This is a genomic window from Asaia sp. W19 (assembly GCF_003994335.1).
In the GTDB taxonomy this organism is placed as follows: domain Bacteria; phylum Pseudomonadota; class Alphaproteobacteria; order Acetobacterales; family Acetobacteraceae; genus Asaia.
Genome location: NZ_PNQZ01000066.1, coordinates 58,935 through 80,847 on the forward strand (window position 1 = coordinate 58,935; position 21,913 = coordinate 80,847).

19 protein-coding genes are annotated in these 21,913 nt (G+C 60.6%); 12 read left to right on the plus strand and 7 right to left on the minus strand.

Going from position 1 to position 21,913, the window contains the following annotated elements:
• Window positions 1-118 precede the first annotated feature (118 nt).
• Complete coding sequence (locus C0V97_RS13925) at window positions 119-916, plus strand: ABC transporter permease (RefSeq protein WP_127103177.1); 798 nt, start codon at window positions 119-121, stop codon at window positions 914-916.
• Between the two features lie 5 nt (window positions 917-921).
• Entirely contained in the window at window positions 922-1,698 is a 777-nt protein-coding gene (locus C0V97_RS13930; protein ID WP_127103261.1) for an ABC transporter ATP-binding protein, read from the plus strand.
• 3 nt (window positions 1,699-1,701) lie between these two features.
• On the opposite strand, the gene C0V97_RS13935 is transcribed toward C0V97_RS13930, so the two are convergent.
• Window positions 1,702-2,616 carry a class I fructose-bisphosphate aldolase gene (locus tag C0V97_RS13935; protein ID WP_127103178.1) on the minus strand — a complete coding sequence of 305 codons (915 nt, stop codon included), beginning with the start codon at window positions 2,614-2,616 and terminating at the stop codon, window positions 1,702-1,704.
• A 249-nt stretch (window positions 2,617-2,865) separates the two neighbouring features.
• On the opposite strand from C0V97_RS13935, the gene C0V97_RS13940 reads away from it, so the two are divergent.
• Genes C0V97_RS13940 through C0V97_RS13950 form a run of 3 tightly spaced genes read left to right on the plus strand, consistent with a single transcriptional unit; the run spans window position 2,866 to window position 5,194 of the window.
• A complete protein-coding gene (locus C0V97_RS13940) occupies window positions 2,866-4,257 on the plus strand; it encodes an amidohydrolase family protein (RefSeq protein ID WP_127103179.1) in 1,392 nt (463 codons plus the stop codon).
• Window positions 4,254-4,586, plus strand: a complete 333-nt coding sequence (locus C0V97_RS13945; protein WP_127103180.1) for a hypothetical protein — start codon at window positions 4,254-4,256, stop codon at window positions 4,584-4,586. Before C0V97_RS13940 ends, C0V97_RS13945 begins: the two co-directional genes overlap by 4 nt.
• A gap of 14 nt (window positions 4,587-4,600) precedes the next feature.
• The gene (locus C0V97_RS13950) at window positions 4,601-5,194 is read left to right on the plus strand and encodes a molybdenum cofactor guanylyltransferase (protein WP_127103181.1); all 594 of its coding nucleotides are present in this window, start codon (window positions 4,601-4,603) and stop codon (window positions 5,192-5,194) included.
• On the opposite strand, the gene C0V97_RS13955 is transcribed toward C0V97_RS13950, so the two are convergent.
• From C0V97_RS13955 to mntR, 6 genes are all read right to left on the minus strand, one after another.
• Window positions 5,187-5,690: a nitrate reductase associated protein gene (locus tag C0V97_RS13955; protein ID WP_127103182.1), complete on the minus strand. Its 504-nt coding sequence runs from the start codon at window positions 5,688-5,690 to the stop codon at window positions 5,187-5,189. The two genes, C0V97_RS13950 and C0V97_RS13955, sit on opposite strands and share 8 nt — an antisense overlap.
• Window positions 5,687-6,538, minus strand: coding sequence for a formate dehydrogenase accessory sulfurtransferase FdhD (gene fdhD, locus C0V97_RS13960; protein ID WP_127103183.1), 852 nt, complete (start codon window positions 6,536-6,538; stop codon window positions 5,687-5,689). The genes C0V97_RS13955 and fdhD overlap by 4 nt, the downstream gene beginning before the upstream one ends.
• Window positions 6,535-8,814, minus strand: a complete 2,280-nt coding sequence (locus C0V97_RS13965) for an FdhF/YdeP family oxidoreductase (protein WP_127103184.1) — start codon at window positions 8,812-8,814, stop codon at window positions 6,535-6,537. The genes fdhD and C0V97_RS13965 overlap by 4 nt, the downstream gene beginning before the upstream one ends.
• 94 nt (window positions 8,815-8,908) lie before the next feature.
• On the minus strand, window positions 8,909-11,221 hold the full coding sequence (locus C0V97_RS13970; protein ID WP_233582180.1) for a TonB-dependent receptor: 2,313 nt from the start codon (window positions 11,219-11,221) through the stop codon (window positions 8,909-8,911).
• Window positions 11,222-11,501: 280 nt separating this feature from the next.
• Window positions 11,502-12,890: an Nramp family divalent metal transporter gene (locus tag C0V97_RS13975; protein WP_127103185.1), complete on the minus strand. Its 1,389-nt coding sequence runs from the start codon at window positions 12,888-12,890 to the stop codon at window positions 11,502-11,504.
• A 294-nt stretch (window positions 12,891-13,184) separates the two neighbouring features.
• Window positions 13,185-13,697 carry a manganese-binding transcriptional regulator MntR gene (gene mntR / locus C0V97_RS13980; protein ID WP_127103186.1) on the minus strand — a complete coding sequence of 171 codons (513 nt, stop codon included), beginning with the start codon at window positions 13,695-13,697 and terminating at the stop codon, window positions 13,185-13,187.
• A 220-nt stretch (window positions 13,698-13,917) separates the two neighbouring features.
• On the opposite strand from mntR, the gene C0V97_RS13985 reads away from it, so the two are divergent.
• The 7 genes from C0V97_RS13985 to C0V97_RS14010 all read left to right on the plus strand — a co-directional run bounded on the left by C0V97_RS13985 (window position 13,918) and on the right by C0V97_RS14010 (window position 21,901).
• Window positions 13,918-14,877 carry a glutaminase gene (locus tag C0V97_RS13985; protein ID WP_127103187.1) on the plus strand — a complete coding sequence of 320 codons (960 nt, stop codon included), beginning with the start codon at window positions 13,918-13,920 and terminating at the stop codon, window positions 14,875-14,877.
• A 73-nt stretch (window positions 14,878-14,950) separates the two neighbouring features.
• Window positions 14,951-15,382, plus strand: a complete 432-nt coding sequence (locus C0V97_RS13990) for an acetolactate decarboxylase (RefSeq protein WP_158625429.1) — start codon at window positions 14,951-14,953, stop codon at window positions 15,380-15,382.
• Between the two features lie 27 nt (window positions 15,383-15,409).
• On the plus strand, window positions 15,410-16,951 hold the full coding sequence (locus C0V97_RS13995; protein ID WP_127103189.1) for a sodium:solute symporter: 1,542 nt from the start codon (window positions 15,410-15,412) through the stop codon (window positions 16,949-16,951).
• Window positions 16,944-17,840 (plus strand): N-acetylmuramic acid 6-phosphate etherase, encoded by an 897-nt coding sequence (locus C0V97_RS14000; RefSeq protein WP_199751908.1) that lies wholly within the window; start codon window positions 16,944-16,946, stop codon window positions 17,838-17,840. The genes C0V97_RS13995 and C0V97_RS14000 overlap by 8 nt, the downstream gene beginning before the upstream one ends.
• 18 nt (window positions 17,841-17,858) lie before the next feature.
• Window positions 17,859-18,971, plus strand: a complete 1,113-nt coding sequence (locus C0V97_RS14005) for an anhydro-N-acetylmuramic acid kinase (RefSeq protein WP_127103191.1) — start codon at window positions 17,859-17,861, stop codon at window positions 18,969-18,971.
• A 154-nt stretch (window positions 18,972-19,125) separates the two neighbouring features.
• Window positions 19,126-19,269: a hypothetical protein gene (locus tag C0V97_RS18410; RefSeq protein ID WP_158625430.1), complete on the plus strand. Its 144-nt coding sequence runs from the start codon at window positions 19,126-19,128 to the stop codon at window positions 19,267-19,269.
• A 220-nt stretch (window positions 19,270-19,489) separates the two neighbouring features.
• Entirely contained in the window at window positions 19,490-21,901 is a 2,412-nt protein-coding gene (locus C0V97_RS14010; protein WP_233582181.1) for a TonB-dependent receptor, read from the plus strand.
• Window positions 21,902-21,913 lie beyond the last annotated feature (12 nt).

A 21,913-nucleotide genomic window follows, 5' to 3' on the forward strand; every position in this document is an offset into this window, starting at 1 on the left:
GACAGGCGGGTCTTTTGGCGAGGCTCGGGCGCCCAGGTTGCGAAGAGGGGGGTTATCGGCTACGGCGTGAGCGATTACGGATCTCGCAAGCAAGAAACCAGAATTCCCCCGGAGGGACATGAGCCAGACTCGATATGCCCGCGCGTGGGATGATCTCAGGACAGGTCTCGCTTCGTGGCGGCTGGCCGTGGTTCTGGGGTGGACGGATATTCGCCTGCGCTATCGAGGATCGGCCCTTGGCCCCTTCTGGATGACTATTTCATCGGTCATCATGATAGCGTCGATGGGCGTCATTTACGCCCGACTGTTTCATATGGTGCTGCGCGACTATCTGCCGTTTCTCGCCCTATCCATGTCGCTTTGGCAGGTGGGGCTGGCAAGCATCCTGCAGGAATCCTGTACCTGCTTCATCGACGCGGAATCGACCATACACGCGATGAAGCTGCCCTATTCCCTGCATGCCCTGCGCCTGCTGGTGCGCAATGCCATCGTTTTCGTCCATACAGTCATCGTACCCGTCGGCGTGTTCGTCTTTTATGGTGTCTGGCCGGGGCTGATAAGTCTGGCGGCCCTGCCGGGATTGCTGGTCTGGCTGATAGACGGCTTCGCGGCCTGTCTGCTTCTGGGGGCGCTTTGCGCCCGTTTTCGCGATATCGCCCCCGTCATCGCGGCCTTTCTCCAGATCGCTTTCTACGTCACCCCCATCATCTGGAAGCCCGAGCAGCTCGGTGCGCGTAGCCGGTATCTGGTGCTCAATCCGTTCTATGACCTTCTCGAGATCGTGCGAGGGCCGATTCTGGGGCATCTGCCCAGCCTGTCCATGATCGCCGTCTCGGCTGCTGTCAGCGTGTTCTGGTGTATCCTCGGATTTCTGACCTTTGTCAGAACCCGTGAGAGACTGGCTTTCTGGGTCTGATGACGATGCCTTCGATCACCCTGAGGGATTACTCCCTCGTCTATCCGATGTTTCACGGCAGTGCGCGCTCGTTCAAGAAGAGCGTATTCAAGGGCATGAGGCAAAAGCTGCAGGACCGGCAGAAGGTCGGTGGCAGCATCATCAGCCGTGAGGATACCACGGTCGTTGTCGCGCTGAGTGCGCTGTCCCTGTCGATCCAGAGTGGCGAGCGCGTCGGCCTGATCGGCCATAACGGAGCGGGTAAATCCACGCTGCTCAGGGCTCTGGCAGGGATCTACGAATCCTCCCTGGGTCAGTTGAGCGTCAGGGGCGATGTCCATGCGCTGCTCAGCCCCCAGGCGGGTATGAATACTGACCTCACCGGGCGAGAAAATATCAGGCTCTATGCCCGCACGATCGGGATGGCCCCCGTTGCGGCGCAAAAGCTGGAAGAGGATGTCGAGGAGTTCGCCGAACTCGGGGCCTTTCTCGATTTGCCTGTGCGTCTCTACTCGTCGGGCATGGCCATCCGACTGGGCTTTGGTGTGGCGACGGCCCCGCGTCCTGAAATCCTGCTCATGGATGAGTGGTTCATGGCTGGGGATTCGCGTTTTCAGGAGAAGGCGCGCGAGCGTCTGACGCGGCTCATCGAGCATGTGCGTATTCTGGTCATCACGTCCCATTCCCTGCCGATCCTGAGGAAATGGTGCACACGCATCATCTGGATGGAAGGCGGGCGTATCCGTATGGATGGCCCGCCAGACCTCGTACTCGATGCGTACGAGGCCGCTGGCAAGGGCTGATTCTCAGCCCTTGAAGATGCCCGTGATGGCGCCAAGCAGCTTCAGCGCTTCCTCACGAGGCCGCTGGAAAGTATTGCGACCGATAATGGAGCCGAACCCGCCGCCAGCATGAATGCCACGAATGGTGTCGAGCAGCGCCTCGGTGCTTTCATGCTCCCCGCCCGAGAAGATCACGATACGACGCCCGGCAAAGGTTGACTGCACGACATGGCGCACACGCGCTTCCATCGTCGAAATGTCGATCTTCTGTTCCAGATAGACTGCCTTGGCCGCGGGGAGCGAAAGGGCGTCTGTCGGCGGTTTGACCTTGATGATATGCGCGCCGCATTCGGCAGCCATATGGGCGGCATAGGCACAGATATCGATGGCGGTTTCGCCAGCCTTGTCCAGCATCGGCCCGCGCGGATAGCTCCAGACGATCACGGCAAGCCCCGCCGCCTTGGCCTCCTGCGCCAGCTCACGCAGTTCATTCATCTGATCAAAGCAATATTCGCTGCCCGGATAGATGGTGAACCCGATGGCCGAGCAGCCCAAGCGCAGCGCATCGGCGACTGTGCCGGTTACGGCCTGGTTCTTCTCGGTTGCCAGCGAATTGGAGCTGTTACATTTTAGGATCAGCGGGAGCTGACCGGCAAAAGTGGACGCTCCGGCCTCGAGCATGCCCAGTGGCGCAGCAAAGGCATTGAGCCCGGCCTCAATGGCCAGCGAGAAATGATAATGGGGATCATAGGCCGGTGGGTTAGCCGCAAAGGAGCGAGCCGGTCCATGTTCGAAGCCCTGATCGACTGGCAGAATCACCAACTTGCCGGTTCCGGCCAGAACACCCGTATTCATCAGGCGGACGAGATTGGCCTTGGTGCCGGGATTGTCGGACTCGTAATTGGCGAGAATGGCTTTGACCTGGGGGGTAAGCGACATGCAACGCTCCTGTTTTATTATCGGCAGACCTCATGGGGAGCTGCCTGTGTGCCGTGTTCCTTCTCATAACTGCCACCGGCGCGATCCGTTTCTTGTCCTCTCCATTCTCGCCTTCACAGATGCGATATCAAATTCCGGGCAAATGCATCCGGGGGCGTCGCGCTGCGTTCGCAGTCCAGATCATCCCCCTGCGCATCAACCGTCCTCTTCGACGGATCAAGCCGGGCACGGGGACGTAAGAGGGTCCGCATGCGCCGTTTCGGTCTATTCGCCTGTCTCGCGACGGGCAGCTTCCTGCTCACCGTTCCGTCCAGAGCCGAGCCGATCGTCTTTACCCATGCGCGCGTAATCGATGGGACTGGCTCCCCCGTACGCGAGGACGTCACACTGGTGATCGACCACGGTCAGATCATTTCCATAGGCAGCCGTTCCGGCTCCTCTGACGGTCAGTCGACGAAGACGATCGATCTGCAAGGCAAGACGATCATGCCCGGGCTGATCAGCGATCACAGCCATGTCGGGCTGGTAGACGGGCTTACAACGGCCTCCCGCAATTACACCCGTTCCACCATTCTCGCCGCTCTCGACCAGTATGTCCGGTACGGTGTGCTCACCGTGACCTCCCTTGGGCTGAACAAGTCCCCACTTTTCGATCAACTGCGCCGCGAACAGCATCAGGGCGTGAACCCAGGGGCGGATCTGTTTGGAGTAGATCAAGGTATCGGTGCACCCGGCGGCATGCCGCCCGAGGCGATGATCGACAATATGGGGCGCGATCAGATCTTCAGACCGAAAACGCCACAGGAAGCGCGCCAGGCTGTCGATCATATGGCCGATGAGGGTACGGATTTCGTCAAGGTCTGGCTCGACGATCTGCGTCTGACCAATCCGGGCAAGGCGCCGCTTCCCTTGCTCGGCGCACCCGTCTGGCAGGCCGCGATTGCCGAGGCACATAAGCGGCATCTGCGTGTCGCGGTCCATATTCACGACCTCGACCTCGCCCGTCAGGCGCTCGCCCATGGCGCGGATATCTTGGCTCATGGCGTACGCGACAAAGCTGTGGACGCCTCGCTGATCGCCCAGCTTGCGAGCCGCCATGCCTGGTATATCCCGACGCTCTCTCTGGATGAATCGAGCTATTATTTCGCCGAGCATCCCGAGACGCTGGAGCAGCCCGTCGTGCGTGGCGCCATGTCATCTGCTCTGGCCGATCAGATCGGGCAGGAGACATGGCGCCGCACCATACTCGCGAAACCGGCTACTGAAGCAGCACGCGCCGCCCTCGCCATGAACATGCACAATGTCCTCATCCTGTATCAGGGGGGTGCCCGTATCGGGTTTGGTACGGATTCTGGCGCGACGCCGTTGCGTCTGCCCGGCTTTGCCGAGCATCGCGAACTGGTATTGCTGGTTCATTCAGGACTGACTCCCTTACAGGCCATCAATCTGGCAACGCAGAAAGCCGCCGCGCTGCTCGGGCTGCGCGACAGAGGCGTCCTCGCACCCGGAAAACGCGCCGACTTTCTGGTTATTGACGGCAATCCGGACAAGACCATATCTGATATCGACCTGATCTCTCAGGTCTGGCAGCGCGGCAAGCCCGTTTCGACCGGGCTCGTCGGCAAAGGAAAGACGCTATGAACCGTACTCTCGGATTTCTGCTTGGTGTCACACTGCTTGCATCGCCTGTCGCCGCCTTCGCGCAGCACGCGCCGGGTGGACCCTCAGGTCATTATGCTGATGGAACCGGCAACAGCATGATCGACAGTCTCAATGCGGCCCAGCTCAATGACAATTACAGGGGCCCCTACTACACGCCTGGTCAGGCCCCCCCGCCTTTCCAGCCGGTGCAACTGGCCCCGCATGCGCCACCACCGCCACCACCTCCGCCGGCCCATCACATTCGTCATCATGCGCATCCTCAGGCACCAATGCCCGATAGCCCTCTGCCGCCGCCGTCCCCGCGATGAGGATCTGACCAGGCATGATCCTTGCCGTGATCCTGGCAGGGGGGAGGGGAAGTCGGCTAGGCGGATGCGACAAGCCCCTCCTCCCCCTGGGGCATCATAGCCTGATCGAGGAGATCATCGACAGGGTCACGCCTCAGGTAAGGGGGCTGGCACTTGCCACCAGGCCGGACCAGATCGGGTCGTATGAGCGGTTCAATCTGCCCGTATTGCCCGATCGCTTTGAGGGATTGGGTCCGCTCTGCGGCGTGCTCTCGGCCCTCGAGTGGGGCGCTGAGCGGGGGGCGAGCGGAGTGGTGACGCTGCCTGGTGACACGCCCTTTATTCCGCGTGACTTTATCGAGCGGCTCGTGCCCGGACCCGCCTGTGCGGCAAGAGAGGACCGGGTTCACCCTCTGCTCGCTCTCTGGCCTGTTTCATGCCTCGAGCGTTTCCATGATTATTTTGAGGCGGCGCGCCTATCCGGCATACGTCGCGCGCTCGCCATTCGCCCTTTCGCCGAAGCGATAGGCGTGCGTCCTGTAAGCTTCGACGAGGGCGACGACGACCCGTTCTATAACATCAACACAGCGGAGGATCTTGCTCGCCTCGCGTTGCGCAAGGTCAGTTAAGCCTATCACGCCTCGAAGGGGCAGGTGCGGTCAGTCCGAATTCCCGAAGTGCCGGGACGAAGTTCTCGTTCTCATGTTTGGAGCGTGCAAGCTTGACCAGAGCGAAGCGCTGCAATTCGTGAAGCCCGCCCCATTGAGCGAGCGTCGGCGGCGCAATATTGTCGTGACGTGCCTGTTCCAGAACACAATCCGGCACGCATCGCGCGTCCTGCCACAGAGCCTCCTCATTCTTCGTCAGAAGCTTGAGCGGTTCGTCGCAGGCGGCCGCGATCAGGATTTTGAGGGCTTCGGCGTAGCGAGATCGTTGCTCTGCCGTGTCGAAAGGCGTGTCGAGCAAGGTCTTGCGCTGGGCAGGTGTGAACTGGCTCCATTGGCGCAGGGTCAGCTTGATGGCGCATAGATCAAGCCGCAGCCGAACGCGCATGGGAATGCACCGCAAGCTTCCCGCGAAATCCTGCTCGAAATCGAAGAATGCGGCTTGGGGGTCGAAGGTCATACGGCAGCCATTCTGACAGTCTCGGGTTTGATGAGGCGGTGGGCGCCGCAGAATACCGCAAGCCGGTCTGGCCGTGCGTTGCCAATGAGCGTCATATCAGCCTGACGGGCAATCTGGATGGCGCGATCGGTCGGCGAGGAGACAGCAACGAGCGTCGAGATTCCGATCGTCAGGGCCTTCTCAACCATCTCGTAGGAGCATCGGCTGGTCAGGAGGCAGAACCCCCGGCCCGCATCGCGAGGGGACTGGCTCAACGTGCCAATCAGCTTGTCGAGCGCGTTATGCCGGCCGACATCCTCGCGGACGTAGTGAATTTCGCCATCAGGAGAGGCCCAGGCCGCGGCATGGACCATGTGCACCTTCTGGTTGAGCACCTGCTGCTCTGGCAGAGCGGCCAGTGCCTTGCGAATGGCGGGGACCGGAATACTATAGGCGGGAAGGCTTGGCACGGCGGTCGCGATATCCTCAAGGGAGGTGACGCCGCACAGACCGCAGCTGCTGCCTCCTGTAAGCAGGCGTTGCCCTCTTCGGATCAACCGGCTGAAATCAGCGCCCGAGATACGGATATGCGCGGTAAGCTGATCCTCATGGCGTTCGATATGGCAGGAAACCAGATCGGCCGCGCAGGCAATGATCTTCTCGGTGAGTACGAAGCCGAGCACGAAATCATGCAGATCGAGTGGCGTCACCATCATCACGGCATGGACATGAAAATCGTTGAAGATGAGCGTCAGCGGGATTTCCTCGGCAATGCCGAGTTCGATACGTTCCTGTTCGCCGTCGGGGCCGATGGCAATGGCGTGACGCAGAACATGGGCGGCTGCGAGGCTGTCCGGGCGTATCGTCATGGTCTTCCTGCCGGCACGATCACGCGCACAGGGATTGATTTCGCAGCAGGCGTGCCGCTGATCTCGTCGAAATGGTTCAGCGGCAGGAGCGGATTCAACTCAGGATAATAGCCTGCGATGGCCCCTCTAGGCATGGGATAGGCGACTGCGACCAGGTCCTCTACGCAGCGCTTGATCCCGTCGGTCGAAAGCGTTTCGAGGCTGACCACCATCTCCTGCCGGATGCCGCGATCCTCCATGTCCTCATCGTTCATGAATACGACCATGCGGGTGTTGTAGATGCCGCGATACCGGTCATTCATACTGTAGATCGTGGTGTTGAACTGGTCATGTGAGCGTATGGTGGAGAGACGCAGCATCTCCGAATCCTCAACGCTGTCATCCACGGCAAGACCGGGGAAGAGCAGGAACTGCGCCTTGCCTGTTGCGGTTTTCCACTCGCGTCGGCGTGGCGGAATATCGAGATGGAAACCCTGCTTGTTGCGGATGCGCGCGTTGAAATCGGCGTAGATCTCGGGATAGACGGCCGCGATCTTGTCCCGGATCAAACCGTAATCCGTAGGATAAAGCGCCCAGGGGATGGGGCTTTCGGGCAGGGTTGCCTGCGCCATGCCGCAAACGATGGCGACTTCGGAGAGCAGGTCCGGGCTCGCGGGTTCGAGCACACCACGCGAGGCAGTGACATTCGACATTGCATCCTCGATGGTCACGAATTGCTCGCCCGTTGCCTGACGGTCGATCTCCGAGCGCGCAATGACCGGCAGGATCAGGGCGTCGCGCCCATGGACGATATGCCCGCGATTGAGTTTCGTTGCGATCCCTACGGTCAGATCCAGCCCCCGCATGGCCGCATAGCCACGAGGTGTATCAGGGATGGCATGGACAAAATTGCCGCCCATGCCGATGAAGACCCGCGCCGTACCGGCCAGCATGGCCTCGACCGCGTCCACCGCATGGTGGCCATGAACGCGCGGGGGTTCGAAACCGAATACATCGCGCAGCCGGTCCAGATAGGCTTGGGTCGGCTTCTCGTCGATGCCTACCGTGCGGTCGCCCTGCACGTTCGAATGCCCGCGTATGGGTGCTATGCCTGCACCCTTCTTGCCAAAATTGCCGCGCAGCATCAGAAAAGCGGCAATTTGCTGGATCATCCGCGCACCCTGCTGATGCTGGGTGATGCCCATGCCGAAGCAGATGATGGTGGCGTGTGACTGGGCATAGATGGCGGCTGCCCGCGCGATCTGTGCCCGCTCGATGCCCGATACGTGCTCGATTTCGGCCCAGTCATGGCGCATCACCTCATCGCGCAGCGCAGCAAATCCCTCGGTGTGCGTTGCGATGAAATCGTGATCCAGCAGGGTTTCGCCCAGGGCCTCACGTTCGAACAGGCATTTCATCATGCCCTTGAAAAAGGCAAGATCGCCGCCAATCCGGATATGGACGAACTCGGTGGCGATGGCGGTCGAGCCGCCCGTCGCCATCTGCACCGCGTCCTGAGGCTCGGTAAAGCGGATGAGAGAGCGCTCGGGCATCGGATTGACCACGACGATGGGCACGTTGCGCTTTCGGGCATGGGCCAGCAGCCCCATCATACGTGGTGAGTTGGTGCCCGTATTCTGCCCTACGATGAAAATGGCTTCGGCGTGATCGAAATCATCCATCACCACCGTGCCCTTGCCGATGCCGATGGCACCGGGCAGGCCGCGGCTGGTCGGCTCGTGACACATATTCGAGCAGTCAGGAAAATTATTCGTGCCATAGGCGCGCACGAAGACGGAATACAGGAAAGCTGCTTCGTTCGAGGTCCGCCCCGATGTGTAGAACTCGGCCTGATCGGGAGAGGCGAGTCCGCGCAGATGGGTGCCGATCAGCGTGAAGGCTTCCTGCCAGCTGCAAGGAACGTAATGATCCGTTTGCGCATCGTAGCGCATCGGCTCGGTCAGACGGCCCTGCTCCTCCAGCCAGTGATCGCTTTGTGCCGCAAGAGCCGTTACGCTGTGTTCGGCAAAGAACGCCCGGGTGACGCGCCGCTTGGTGGCCTCTACCGCGAGGCCCTTCACGCCATTTTCGCAAAATTCGATCTTTTTGTGATGCGTCGGGTCCGGGAAGGCACAACTCGGGCATTTGAAGCCGCCCGGCTGGTTCATGGCCAAAAGAGCACGGGAGCCCTTGGTCACTACGGATTGTTCGAGCAGTGCTTTTGCCGTGGCCTTGACCGCCCCCCAGCCCCCGGCGGGATGATGATAGGGCCGGTAGACGGTCTTGCGTTCGGACATGAGGCGGGTCTCCGGTGAAAGGGGCGGCTCTCCATCATAAACGCAGGAATCTTGCCAGCGATGAAACCGGCTCGTCATATCTGCGTGAAGCGTGTCAGAAGCTGCTCACAATCGAGAAGAAGGTGCCGCGCCTCTGGCCGTATTGGGCCTGTGTCACGCCTACCCCGCTCCCATCACGGATCTGGTAGCGATGGTCAAACAGGTTGACCACATCGGCTCGTAATTTCAGCGAACGGCCAAACGGGACTTTCGTGAAACTATGGGCGTAGCCGATATTGAAGATCGCGTAGGAAGGTTGCTTCTCGAGATTGGCAAAGCCACTGCGCAGCCCGTAGCCATAGAGGAAATCGAGATAGGCCATGTCGTACTTGTTGCTGTAGGAAACACCGGCAGAAGAGGTAAATTCCCCCTGGTGATCGAGCTGGATGCCATGGCGACGAACATAGTCGAGTTCAGCGACCTCGAACTGATACTGAGCCGAGTTGATGTCCTTCGCCCAGGTCTTGACGAATGAAAAATTGCCATAGACCGACCAGCCGCCATGGCGCCACGAATTGCCGATTTCCGCGCCATAGACACGCCCTTTGCGATAGCTGAACGGCGCCAGAATGACAGCGCGACCGAACTGTCCCAGATCGCCCTGATCGCGCGCCCATTTGCCAAAGGCATCGAGCGTGATTTGGTAGTCACGCGTGACATGCTGGAGGATCCCGACATCGACGTAATGCGATTTTTCGACGCGCGTGGGCGTGTTCAGCATGGTTTCGGGCGCATTGGTCGTCCCCGCAAATTTGTGCAGCGTGGCGTCGGAAATATATTGCGGTGACGGTGGCGCAAAATAGCGCGAATAGCCGAAATGCACCGTCGTGGAGGGGCTGGCTTTCCAGACCATGTTCGCGCGTGGGCTCACCTGCCCCTCCCGATGGAAGGACGACGCAAAACGGTCATAGCGCAGCCCGTAATTGAAGGTCAGTTTGGAGGTGATGCGATACTCGTCCTGCACATAGGCGCCAGCTTCGACTGCCCAGTTCCCTCCATGATCGATGATGCGCCGGGGGATGGTCGAGCTCTGGGCACCTGTCTCATCCACCGGAAAGGCGAGGGTATCGGTATCGAGTTTTTCGGAGGTGTATTGCCCGAGAAGCCCGAAACGCAGCACATGATGCGGGGCGATGTCGTATGAGTTATCGATCTGTACTCCGCCCGTCGTGAAGTCGTTTACTTCGCGCTGTGAAATGCCGGAGAACGCGAGATCGCGGGTCGGATCGTTGCGGTACCCGATTCGTCCGTACCGGAAATAGGGAGAAACCTGCGTGTTGAGCTTTTCGCCGCTGCGCTGATACGAGAGTACGGCGTAGTAATTCTGCTCGGTCTGGCCGTCACGCAAGAGGCGGGACTGGATGCTCGGATCATCCGGCGCGATAGTGGATGAATGATACAGGATTGGCAGAGCCGTCGTGTTGGGGAGCTGAAAATCGGCATAGGAGGCGCTGGTCAGCAAGCTGATCCGGCTTTCATCGTCGATCTGATACGCGAGATAGCCGAACCCTTTTTCCTGCTGCGTGAAATCATGCACGGCCCGGAAGGAATTGGTGGGGTTTTCTATCCCGAGATCGTTACGGTTGTAGGAAGCCGTGACGAAATAATCCCATCGCCCTTTGGACCCGCCGAGTTGAAGAGACGGGATGAACGTGTTGTAGCTGCCGCCATAGAGCGAGACCTGATTATTCCGGAGCGTATCGCCGGTCTTGGTTTTTACGTCGATCACGCCGGACGTACGAAACCCGAATTGGGCGGGCAGGGTGCCGGTGAGCAGATCGACAGACTGGATGATGCGACTGTCGAGCTCCTGTCCGAACCCGTTGAGTCCCTCAGGCAGGAGGACGCCATTGACGCGATAGGTCAGCCCGCCATGTTCGCCGCGCACATGGACCTCGCCGTAACTGTCCATGACAACGCCGGGCAGGCGGAGCAGGATCTGGCTGAAGGCGGCATTCTCTCCCCCGGGTGTCACCTCGATCTGACGCTGGTCGATCCCGTAGGATACCGCACCCAGCCCCGGCGCGATGCGCCCGCGCCTTTGATCCATATGGGCGGTCACATTGATCGTCTCGGCGATTGTCCCGGCCTGCTTGGGCGGCAGGCGCACAAGGCTGGGTGGCGGAGTGCCAGGTGTGCTGGATCCATTATGTGCGGGGGGCGTGACGGGCAGGGGGCCCGGTTTTGCTTCAGACATTCTGGCAGGATTCTCCGGTTGCCCGGCACACGCAGGATAGGCGCAGGATGGGGCCTTTTCCGGGGCGGATGCGGCATGCGCCGTACCGGCGAGCAGCAGAAAAGCGAAGGGAAGGGCAATGAGCGACGGGTTTCGACGGTCAGGGAGTGAATGAGAAGATACTTCACTCAAACCCGAATACTCATTATCATAGCAATTGCTATATATCTGACTGCATGTCGGCATATTGGGGTCTGAACCTTCTGCGAAAGGGGTGTAAAACAAGGAGGAAAGGGCGCGAGCCCGGGCTTTGTAGGCAGGCGGACGGGCAGTAACCCGTCCCTTTCGTCAGCGCTGACAGCACCGTGAAGCTGGCTCGCCGACAGGTGATTTGACGGTCAGCGCTGGCTTATGCGTGCTCTCCTGGCTGCCAAGCGGTCGGTTGGCGTGGACTGACGCCGCATGAGAGGGCTCAACTCATGATCGTGTCATAGAGCAGCTTGAAATTGAGCATCAGGATAATTCCCGCCACGCTCCAGGAGAGCGCTTTCATCGCAGGGCGAATGGCGAAGCTCCCCATCTTGCGTCGATCGCCAACGAACATGACCAGCGGAATGACAGCAAAAGGTAGCTGCAGAGAGAGCACGACCTGACTGAAGATCAGTAATGTCCCCACGCCGTGATCGCCATACAGGGCCGTCACAACCACGACCGGCAGGATCGCCAGACCGCGGGTGATCAGGCGCCTTGCCCAATGCGGTAGCGTCAGATGCAGAAAGCCCTCCATGACGATCTGCCCGGCCAGCGTGCCCGTAACGGTAGAGTTCGTCCCGGCCGCCAGAAGGGCCACGGCAAAAAGGGTCGAGGCGATCCCCATACCCAGAATGGGCGACAGGAGGCGATAGGCGTCCTCGATCTCGGCAACGTCCTGATGACCCGTGTTGTGAAACGCCGCCGCCGATACAATCAGGATCGCGGCATTGATGAACAGGGCAAGCATGAGGGCGATCGTGCTGTCCAATGTCGCCCAGCGCAGGGCTTCTCGTTTGCCGGGTTCCGTGCGCGGATAGGCCCGTGTCTGCACGATGGACGAATGCAGATACAGATTATGGGGCATTACGGTCGCGCCAATAATGCCGATGGCGATGTAGAGCATCGCCGGATTGGTCACGATTTCTAGGCGTGGCAGGAATCCCGCCATCATGGCGCCGAAAGGCGGAGCCGCCGCCAAAAGCTGTATGGAGAAGCAGAGCGCGATGATGGTCAGCAGCGCGATAATGAACGCTTCGAGATACCGAAATCCCCGGTTCATCAGAAAAAGCACGATGAGCGCATCGAAGGCCGAGATCAGCGCCCCGAAAAGTAGCGGTATGTGAAACAGAAGCTGAAGCGCCACGGCCGTGCCGATCACCTCCGCCAGATCGCAGGCAATGATGGCGATCTCGCAGGTCAGCCAGAGTACCAGCGTGACCGCGGGCGGGAAATGATCTCGACAGGCCTGGGCCAGATCACGCCCTGTGACAATGCCCAGACGTGCCGCAAGGGCCTGAAGCAGGATCGCCATGAGGTTCGAGATCATGATGACAGAAAGCAGCGTGTAGCCGAACTGCGCGCCGCCCTGCAGATCCGTCGCCCAGTTTCCGGGGTCCATATACCCGACGGCCACCATGTAGCCCGGCCCGACAAAAGCAAGAAAGCGCTGGAACCATTGGGCATGATCCGGCGCGACCCGCACGGAAGAGAAGACCTCAGGAAGGCTATGCGCATCGGCGCCCGACCGATGGATCGGGCGGAGCAGAGGCTTGCGTCCGCCCTTGGGGGCGGGGGGCAGTGTTTCCTGGGCGGTAGGCGGGTTAGACATAAGACGGCACTCAAACCCAATGCTTAGAGATATGCAATATACTATATTCAGGATGAACCGATATTCTGGACCGATAACGTCCTGTTGAGCGGGAAGTTGGGGTCGGAAGGAAGCGTATCAGGGGCGAACGGGCAGGCGCAGGCACGCAGGCGCTATATGCAGTCCGCGCCGGCTGGGCGGACTGGTCAGCAACGGGGCGCCATGATGGGGTGACGCAGGCGCTGCGTGGGGTCAGGATGACCCCGCGAGGGACCGGGGAATACAGGCACCCTCAGGTCTGTTGGGCCGCTTTCATCAGGGGCGGGGCTTGCGGTCTATAAGGCCGGTCAGGCCAGCAGCAAGAGCGCGGTCGAAAGCGGCGAGGGTTTCGTCGCTGACGTAATGCTCGATCCCCTCGGCATCGACACGGACCGTTTCCTCGCTGATGCCGAGCGCACGCAGAAAGCTCTCGACGATCCGGTGCCGGTGCTTCGCCTGATTGGCGATCTCCTGTCCCTTCTCGGTCAGGAAGACGCCGCGGTAGGGGCGGCGATGCACGTACCCCTCGCTGGCCAGACGGGTGAGCATCTTTGCCACGGTGGGCTGGGAGACCCCCAGACGCGTGGCGATATCGACCTGGCGCGCCTCATAACCCTCCGCCAGGAGGTCGGCAATCAGCTCGACATAATCCTCGATCAGGGCATTGCGGCGCGCTTCACGGTTGAGCCGAAACCCCTCCGATTGCGTGTCGATATCCGGCAGGGTGATTTCTCCCGTGCCCGGCTGGCGCGTCTGTTTCCCACCTGATCCTGTCTTGGCGTCCTTCATGGGAGGTTCATTGCAGATTACCCGGCCGATCTCAACCGAAGCTGCGTTACGGGATATGTCGCCCTCCGAGCCCGGAAAAGCGCAGCCCATGCAAACTAGTCCATGCAAACTATACGCAATCCCGCGCAACGCGGCGTGAACACGCCCGAGATTGTGTGCCGTGAGGGCGCGTGTCATGTGTGGGTGAAGCTGATCCGGAGCAGCGCGGAGGGAAGAACTGATGGCCGATCTCGACAGCATCATTGCCGAAATCGTGCGTGAAATGCAGACGATCACCGAGCGCGGGCATGTGGCGGATTACATTCCGCCCCTCGCTCGCGTCGATCCGGGGAAGTTCGGCATCGCCGTGATCGATGCCAGCGGACAGGCCCATGTTGCGGGGGATGCTGACGAGGCGTTCTCGATCCAGAGCCTGTCCAAGGTGTTCGGCCTGACCCTGGCCCTCACATTGGAGGGCAGCGAATTATGGAGCCGGGTGCGCCAGGAGCCATCGGGCAGCGCGTTCAACTCCATCGTTCAGCTCGAGAGCGAGCATGGCATTCCGCGCAACCCGTTCATCAATGCGGGGGCCATCGTCATTTCCGATATCCTGGTTTCGCGTCTGGGACGGCTTGGCGCGCGTCAGGCGCTGCTTGATTTCGCCCTCTCGCAATCGGGTAATCCGGAGGGGCTGCATATCGATGAGAACATGGCGGCCCAGGAGCGCGATACAGGGTTTCGCAATGCGGCCCTTGCCAATTACATGCGCACCTTCGGCAATATCAGAAACCCGATCGAGGACACGCTCGACCTCTATTTCCATCAATGTGCCCTCACCATGTCCTGCCGCCAGCTTGCCGGGATAGGCGGCTATCTCATGACGGGCGGCGTCGATCTGCGCACGGGGCGCATGATCACAAGCGTGCCCGATGCGCGCACCATCATGGCGCTGATGATGATGTGCGGCCATTATGACGGCTCAGGCGCCTTTGCCATACGCGTCGGTCTGCCGGGCAAGTCGGGTGTGGGGGGCGGTATCCTGGCCATTGCTCCTGGTCTGGCATCGGTGGCGGTCTGGTCGCCGGGTCTGAATAGCCAGGGCAATTCGCTGCTCGGCACTTTGGCCCTCGAGCGTCTGGTACAGAAGACCGGCTGGTCGGTCTTCAATCCCTTCCCCCTCTCGGTCCAGACCATTCTTTGAGGGGCGACGCTCCCAAAGGGGCAGGAGAAGCCGGATGAGCCGAATTACGTAATTCTCGATCATGGGAGCGCTCATGGCCGGGCATTTCGAGCATCTGGTGCTCCGGCGCCCGTATCGAACCGACCCGGAAGAGGATGGCATACGGCATGTCGAGGCAGTCGCTGCGAGCCAGCAAGCCTCACCCTGCGCCGCAGTGGTTGGGCGGCTGATAGGCTTCTGGACGCCTGCTCTCATTGGTCGCGTCTCCGTGCCGGAATTTCACTTCCATTTCCTCGACGAGGCGGAATCGATCAGTGGTCAAGTACTCGAATTTGCAGCGGAGCGCGCAGTTCTCGGTTTTGAAGAGAAACCGATCATCGAGGTGACCAACCCGCAAAGCGCAGCCTACAAGGCTTTGCCGATCGATCTCGAAAAGCTCGATAACGATGATCCATCGCATCGAGAGATAGAAGCGGGCGCGAGCGTGTCTTGCGCTGGGGCCTGCTCGTGTCATCATGGCCGCTGAAGCGCCTCGTTTTTACGGTCTGACGCCATGCATCCGCTCGATAGTCTCGTCATCCTTCTTTATTTCGCAGGACTGTCCCTGCTGATCTGGCGTGTCAGTCGGCGTGCAGGCGGCTCGGCCAGCGATTTTCTCTCTGCCCATCACGATCTGCCCTGGTGGGCACTCTGCCTGTCGCTCGTCGCGACCGAAACCTCGACGCTCACCTTCATCAGCATTCCGGGCATCGGCTACACGCGGGGTCTGGTTTTCCTCGGGGTGGCTGGTGGGTACGCCATCGGCCGCAGCGCCGTGGCGCTCTGGTTTCTGCCGCGCTATGCAGCAGGGACCATGTCCAGTGCCTATGCTCTGCTTGGTATGCGCTACGGTGCCCCCATGCAGAGACTCGCCTCAGCCGCTTTTCTGATTACGCGGTTTCTGGCTGAGAGCATCCGGCTGCTTGCCGGGGCTCTGCCCATTGTCTGGTTGCTTGCGCAGTCGGGGCTGCCTCTGGGCCGCTGGGGGGTGCTCGCGCTCATCCTGATATTCACGCTTGGGTATACGATGCTCGGCGGATTACGGGCTGTGGTCTGGTCTGATGCCATTCAGCTTGGGGTATATGGGTTCGGTGCGCTGTTCTGCGTGATGTTTCTGGCCCCGACCCTGAGTGGCGCAGGTTGGCAGGCTGCTGCACAAGCGGGGCTGTTGCGTTTTTTCCATCCTACCGGCCCGGGCAACTGGCTCAGTGACCCCTTCACTGTCGGCGCCGCTCTGGTTGGGGGCGCCATTCTGTCTGTCGCGTCTCATGGGACGGACCAACTCATGGTGCAGCGCGTTCTGGCCGCGCGTAGTCTGGGGGCCGCACGTCTGGCCCTGATGGGCAGCGCTGTTGTGGTGGCCTTGTTATTCGGTCTGCTTTCCCTCCTGGGTGTGCAGCTCTGGATTGCACGGGCCGGACAGAGTCTTGTTGCCCAGGGCCTCGCCTCGCCGGATGCACTGTTTCCGCATTTCATGATCGAGAGCCTGCCTGCCGGAATTACGGGCCTGCTGATCGCAGGGGTGTTGAGCGCCACGATGGGATCGCTCTCCTCCACCCTCAATGCCATGGCGGGAGCCAGCCTGACCGATTTCGGGCCTGCTCCACGCAGTCTGATCGAGCGATGCATGAGGGCGCTGGGCTATCGCCCCGGGCCGCTCTCTGCACCGCGCTTCATGACGTTGTTCTGGGGGGGCGTTCTGCTTCTGGGGGCAGCGCTATTCACTATGGGCAGCCAATCAGCGGTCATTCTGGGGCTGACCGTTGCGGGATGGTCCTATGGCCCCACATTGGGCGCCTTTTTCTCAGCACTGTTCCTGCCCGGGCTGGGAAGGCGGGCTGTCATGATTGGGTTCATCGTCTCGCTTGGCCTCATGGCCGTGGTCCTGGTCGTCGGGCAATATGGTGGCCCAGCGATCGCTTTTTCCTGGCTTGTGCCCCTGGGGATCCTGCTCCACCTTGGCGTGGCCGTTCTGGTCAGGCTGCTTTTCCCCGCGCCTGCTCCCGCTCGTCTTGCGTCATCTTCCCCAAACCGCCCGGAGCCTCGTCGTGACTGAAACGCTCGCCTCCCTCCAGACAGAACATCACGACCCGCGCTACGCGACTATAGAGCTCTGGCCAACCGCAACCATTCTTGATGCGCTTGCCGAAGCCCAGATGGCGGCAACGGCGCTCGTGCGCGCCGCCGTACCGGCTTTGGAAACTGCCGTCGAGGCAGCCCTGCCGAGGCTGCGCGCCGGGGGGCGGCTCTTTTATGTGGGCGCCGGTACGGCGGGGCGTGTGGGCATGCAGGATGGTGTGGAGCTTACCCCCACCTATGGCTGGCCCGCCGAACGTCTGGTGATGTTGCTGGCGGGTGGTAATGGCGCCGCGTCAACGGCCGTCGAAGGGGCCGAGGATGACGAGGGCGCCGCCCGCGCTGAGATGGCCGCCCATGAGGTCGGACCAGAAGACGTCGTGTTTGGCATCGCGGCAAGCGGGAACACGCCCTATACCTGTGCCGCCGCGAAGGCGGGTCGGGAGGCGGGCGCCCTGACCATCGGTATCAGCTGCGTGTCCGGGGCACGGCTTCTGCGCGAAGCCGAACTCGGTATCGTGTTGCCGACAGGTTCCGAGGCCGTGGCGGGCTCGACCCGGCTGAAAGCAGGAACGGCCCAGAAGGCTGCGCTCAACCTGCTCTCCACCACGTTGATGATCCGTCTGGGTCATGTCTATCAGGGGCTGATGGTGGATATGCGCGTGACCAATACCAAGCTGGCCCGGCGTGCCATGGGCATGGTGCGCTCTCTGGCTGGAGGAAGTGATGAGGAGATTGGCGCGGCGCTGAAACAGAGCGATGGCAACGTCAAGCGCGCCGTCCTCCTGCGCCACGGCATGAGCCTTGCCGAAGCGGAGAGGGCTCTTGAGGCGGCTCAGGGTGATCTTCACGCTGTTCTGAAATCCTGAACGATCTCGGGGAAGCGGATGAGCAGTTTCGTTTATCGCAGCATCGGCATGATGAGTGGCACGTCGCTCGACGGCGTAGATGCCGCCCTGATCGAGACAGACGGGGTCCAGGTTTTGCGTCGGGGGCACGCGCTGAGCCTTCCCTACCCGGCTTCCCTGCGTCGCGATATCTACGCGCTGTTTGACCGGGCAGCCGCGTTGCAGGGAGATGAGCCTGATCTCCTGGCGGCCGAACAGGCATTGACCGACTTGCATGTCGAGGCGGTGCGTCAGATCCTGGCAGAGGAAGGCGCGGCCGATCTGGTCGGGTTTCACGGTCAGACCCTCTACCACGCGCCCGAAAACGGCCGGACCTGGCAAATCGGCGATGCGACATCGCTGTCACGACAGACGGGCCTGCCCGTGATCCATGATTTCCGCTGCGACGATGTGGCGCATGGGGGAGAGGGCGCACCTTTGGCACCCTGGTATCATGCAGCCTGCCTTGCTCAGGAGGCGGGGCCCGTGGCCATTCTCAATATCGGCGGCGTGGCCAATGTCACTTTTGTCGGGCGCGACGGCGCGGTGCTCGCGGGAGATACAGGACCGGGTAATGCCCTGCTCGATGACTGGGCGCTGCGCCATACGGGGATAGCCTATGATCGCGACGGTGCGCTGGCCCGTGAGGGGACTGTAGATGCGGCGCGCCTCTGGGCGCTCCTTTCACATCCTTTTTTCGACCGTCCGCCGCCGAAATCTCTGGATCGGCAGGCATTCGCCACTGCGCTCGATGTTCTGGCACCTCTCTCGGCGCAAGATGGCGCAGCGACCCTGGTCGCCTTCACCGTACAGGCCATCGCGCGAACCGCGCTGCCGGAGCCGCCGCGCGCCTGGTTCGTCTGTGGCGGTGGACGTCATAATCCGGCGCTGATGCAGGCGCTCGCACAAGCCGTTCCGGGGGAAGTCAGCCCGGTCGAGGTGCTCGGATGGAATGGCGACATGGTGGAGGCCGAGTGCTTCGGCTTTCTCGCCGTGCGCAGTTTGCGCGGCCTGCCTCTATCCGCTCCCGGTATCACGGGGGCGCCCGGGTTTTTCACGGGGGGGCGGTTGAGTTGTGTCGGGATCAGGCCGGAGCTTCTGGTTCGTGGCTAACCGGACGAGGACGCTCTCAGTGCGTCACGGCACATCTGGAACGGGAGAGGGAATGAGGGCGCTCCCCAGGGATTGATCCGTCCGCGAGAGAGGGCAGATTGACACCATGCTCGGGCTGATGCGTTGATGATGTGTAACATTGAATGGATCGATCATGGCCAAAATCATCGCAATTCTCGTGGGCGCTATGGCCCTGACTGCCTGTAACGGGATCGATCACGCCGCTTGCCCGAATGATCCCACGGCATCGTCCTATCAGATCACGAGTGCCAAATCGGTCCTGCATACCTGCAACTGAGCGATGGGGCCGAGTTCCGGCCCCGTTATGCCCCTCATTCTGGGAATGGGGGGCAGGAAATACATCCGTCATAATTATTTAATGGCGTCGCCATATTAATAAATAAGACGTAAATGCGTCACAAAACTATAGTTTGATACAATAGAAACCCTTCGACAGAGTGCGCGCCGATATCGGATGCGTAACGATACGCATGCGGCCAACCAGTCGGAACAGGTTCATGCTGCGTCACATACCCCATCGCACCGCGTCGCTCCTCGCTTGCAGCGCGCTTGGCGCCCTCATTGCGGCCTCACCAGGTATTGCGGCGTCTTCCGGGCGCGCCGGAGCGCATTCTGCACAGAAGGCAAAAAAGCCTGTCGCGACCCCTGCACGGTCTCGTGCGACAGGGGAAAAGGCCCGACCCCGCAGGAGGGTGATGGCGGGAAGGGACGAGAATGTCAGCGTATCAGCCCATCGCGCGGTTTTGGGCGGCGGGCTGATGGCGCGGCAAAGCGTCGCGCGCTCCGTCTCCATGGTGACCCAGGAATACATCGCCAGGCAATCCCCGCTGGTTAATCCCGGGGTCCTGGTATCCAGCCTGCCCGGTGTGCAGGGTACGAATGAGGGGCCACTGAGCACCAGCTCCGAGACCATCCACATAAGGGGCCTCGACCAGACCCAGATCGGCCTGATCTACGAGGGCATGCCTTTGGCCGATCCGTTCACCTATGGCGCCTATACCTCGGCGATGGTGGATAATGAGGATCTGGCGAATGTAGCCGTGAGCCAGGGTTCTTCGGATTTGACAGCGCCCACCTATAATGCCGATGGCGCCCAGATGACCATGAGCCTGCGTCGCCCGGGGGAGCATTTCGCGCTTTATGCCGAGGGTTCGGGCGGCACACACAGCACAAACAAGGAATTCGTGCGCGTCGATACCGGAGAACTCGGCCATAGCGGGGTAACAGGCTTCGTCTCCGGCTCCTATTCCAGCGGCAATCTGTGGCGTGGACCAGGCAGCCTCTATCGTTGGCATCTGGATGCGGCGCTCATGAAGCACTGGACTGCCAGAAGTCATTCCGAGCTCATCTTTGGTTATAATTATGCGAACCAGACCGAGTGGCTCTACCCCAATCTGGCGCAATGGCACCAATACGGCACCAGCTATAATACCCATGGCCAGTACACGCCGGGCGACACGCTATTCTACAAGCTCAACACCAAGGCGACCAATGCCGTGGTTGGTACGATCAAGAACCATATCGACCTTGGCAGCGGGTGGTCTCTTGATGCGCAGCCCTATGCGGTGGAGACCTACGGACCCAATAATTACGGGGCCAATATCCCGATCGCCAACGGGTATCGCGGTACTCAGAAATACGCTGTTCTGGACGGGTATACCCCGCAAGCGGGTTCTGTCACCGCGATTTCGATTCATCCCTGGGTGCAGACATCCAGCGGTCTGAACATGATTGCGGCGTGGAAGCGTGGCATCAACACGCTGAAATTCTCCTACTGGTATTCCTACGCGGTGCATACCGAGTATCAGAACCATTATCCGGTCAACGCGCTCGGACAATATACGCAGAATAACGGCTACCTGACCGTAGGCGGTAAGCCGATTACCCAATATGACATCAACGGGTTTCAGCAGCTCAACGCGCTCGGGCTCGAGGATCAGATCAAGCTTTTTCATGATCGCCTGACCATCGATGCCGGGCTGCGGGCGAACATGATTTCGCGTCAGTTCACCGAGGATCTGCCGGGGTCGACTCCGTATAGATCTGCGAAGAACATGTTCATCCCGGCGCCCCAGCTTCTGATCAGCTATCAGATCGACCCGGATAATCAGGTCTACGTGAATGGAACGACGGGCTACCGCGCGCCCTCATCCTTTCAGGCGCAGGTGCCCGTCTATAGTTTCACGACGCCGGTGCCGGTCACGCAGCCTCTGGCCAATTTTACGCCGGAGTACATGATCGGCGAGGAGATAGGTTTCCGCCATTACGGGCCGGTTATGCTGACGGTGTCGGGCTTCAATTACAATCTTACCCATCACCAGATCAGTTCTGTTTCCTATATTCCGGGCACCAGTATTCTGACTTCCCAGCCGATTGATGCAGGGGGCGAGTCTGCCAAGGGTGTTCAGGCGGAACTTTCCACCCGCCCGTGGCACCATTTCAGCGCCTACGCCTCGGGGCAGTACATGCATACAAGTATCGGGAATAACGTCGCCTATATGGGCGATGTGCTTCCCACAAAGGGCAAGCAGGAAGTTGCGTCACCCAAGTTCCTGGGATCGCTCGGTCTGACTTTCGATGACGGTACGACATTCGGTAATTTCAATTTCCGCTATTCTGACTCGCAATACTCGACGCTCATGAACGATCAGGGCATTCCGGCCTATTTCACCGCCGATGCATCGATCGGCCGTTATCTGCCGCGCTTTGGCAGGGTCAGGCCCAAGGCCATGCTCAGCTTGATGAATCTGGGCGATGTCCATTATCTTTCCTCCGTGACGGGTTTCACCCCGACGGCGGCTACCAAAATCAAGGGGCTGGGGGGCAAGACCCTGGTCGGATCGCAGCCGAATTATGCGGTCGGCAGCGGTTTCACGGCCATAGCAACGGTATCCGCCAGCTTTGAATGAGATCGAAATGGC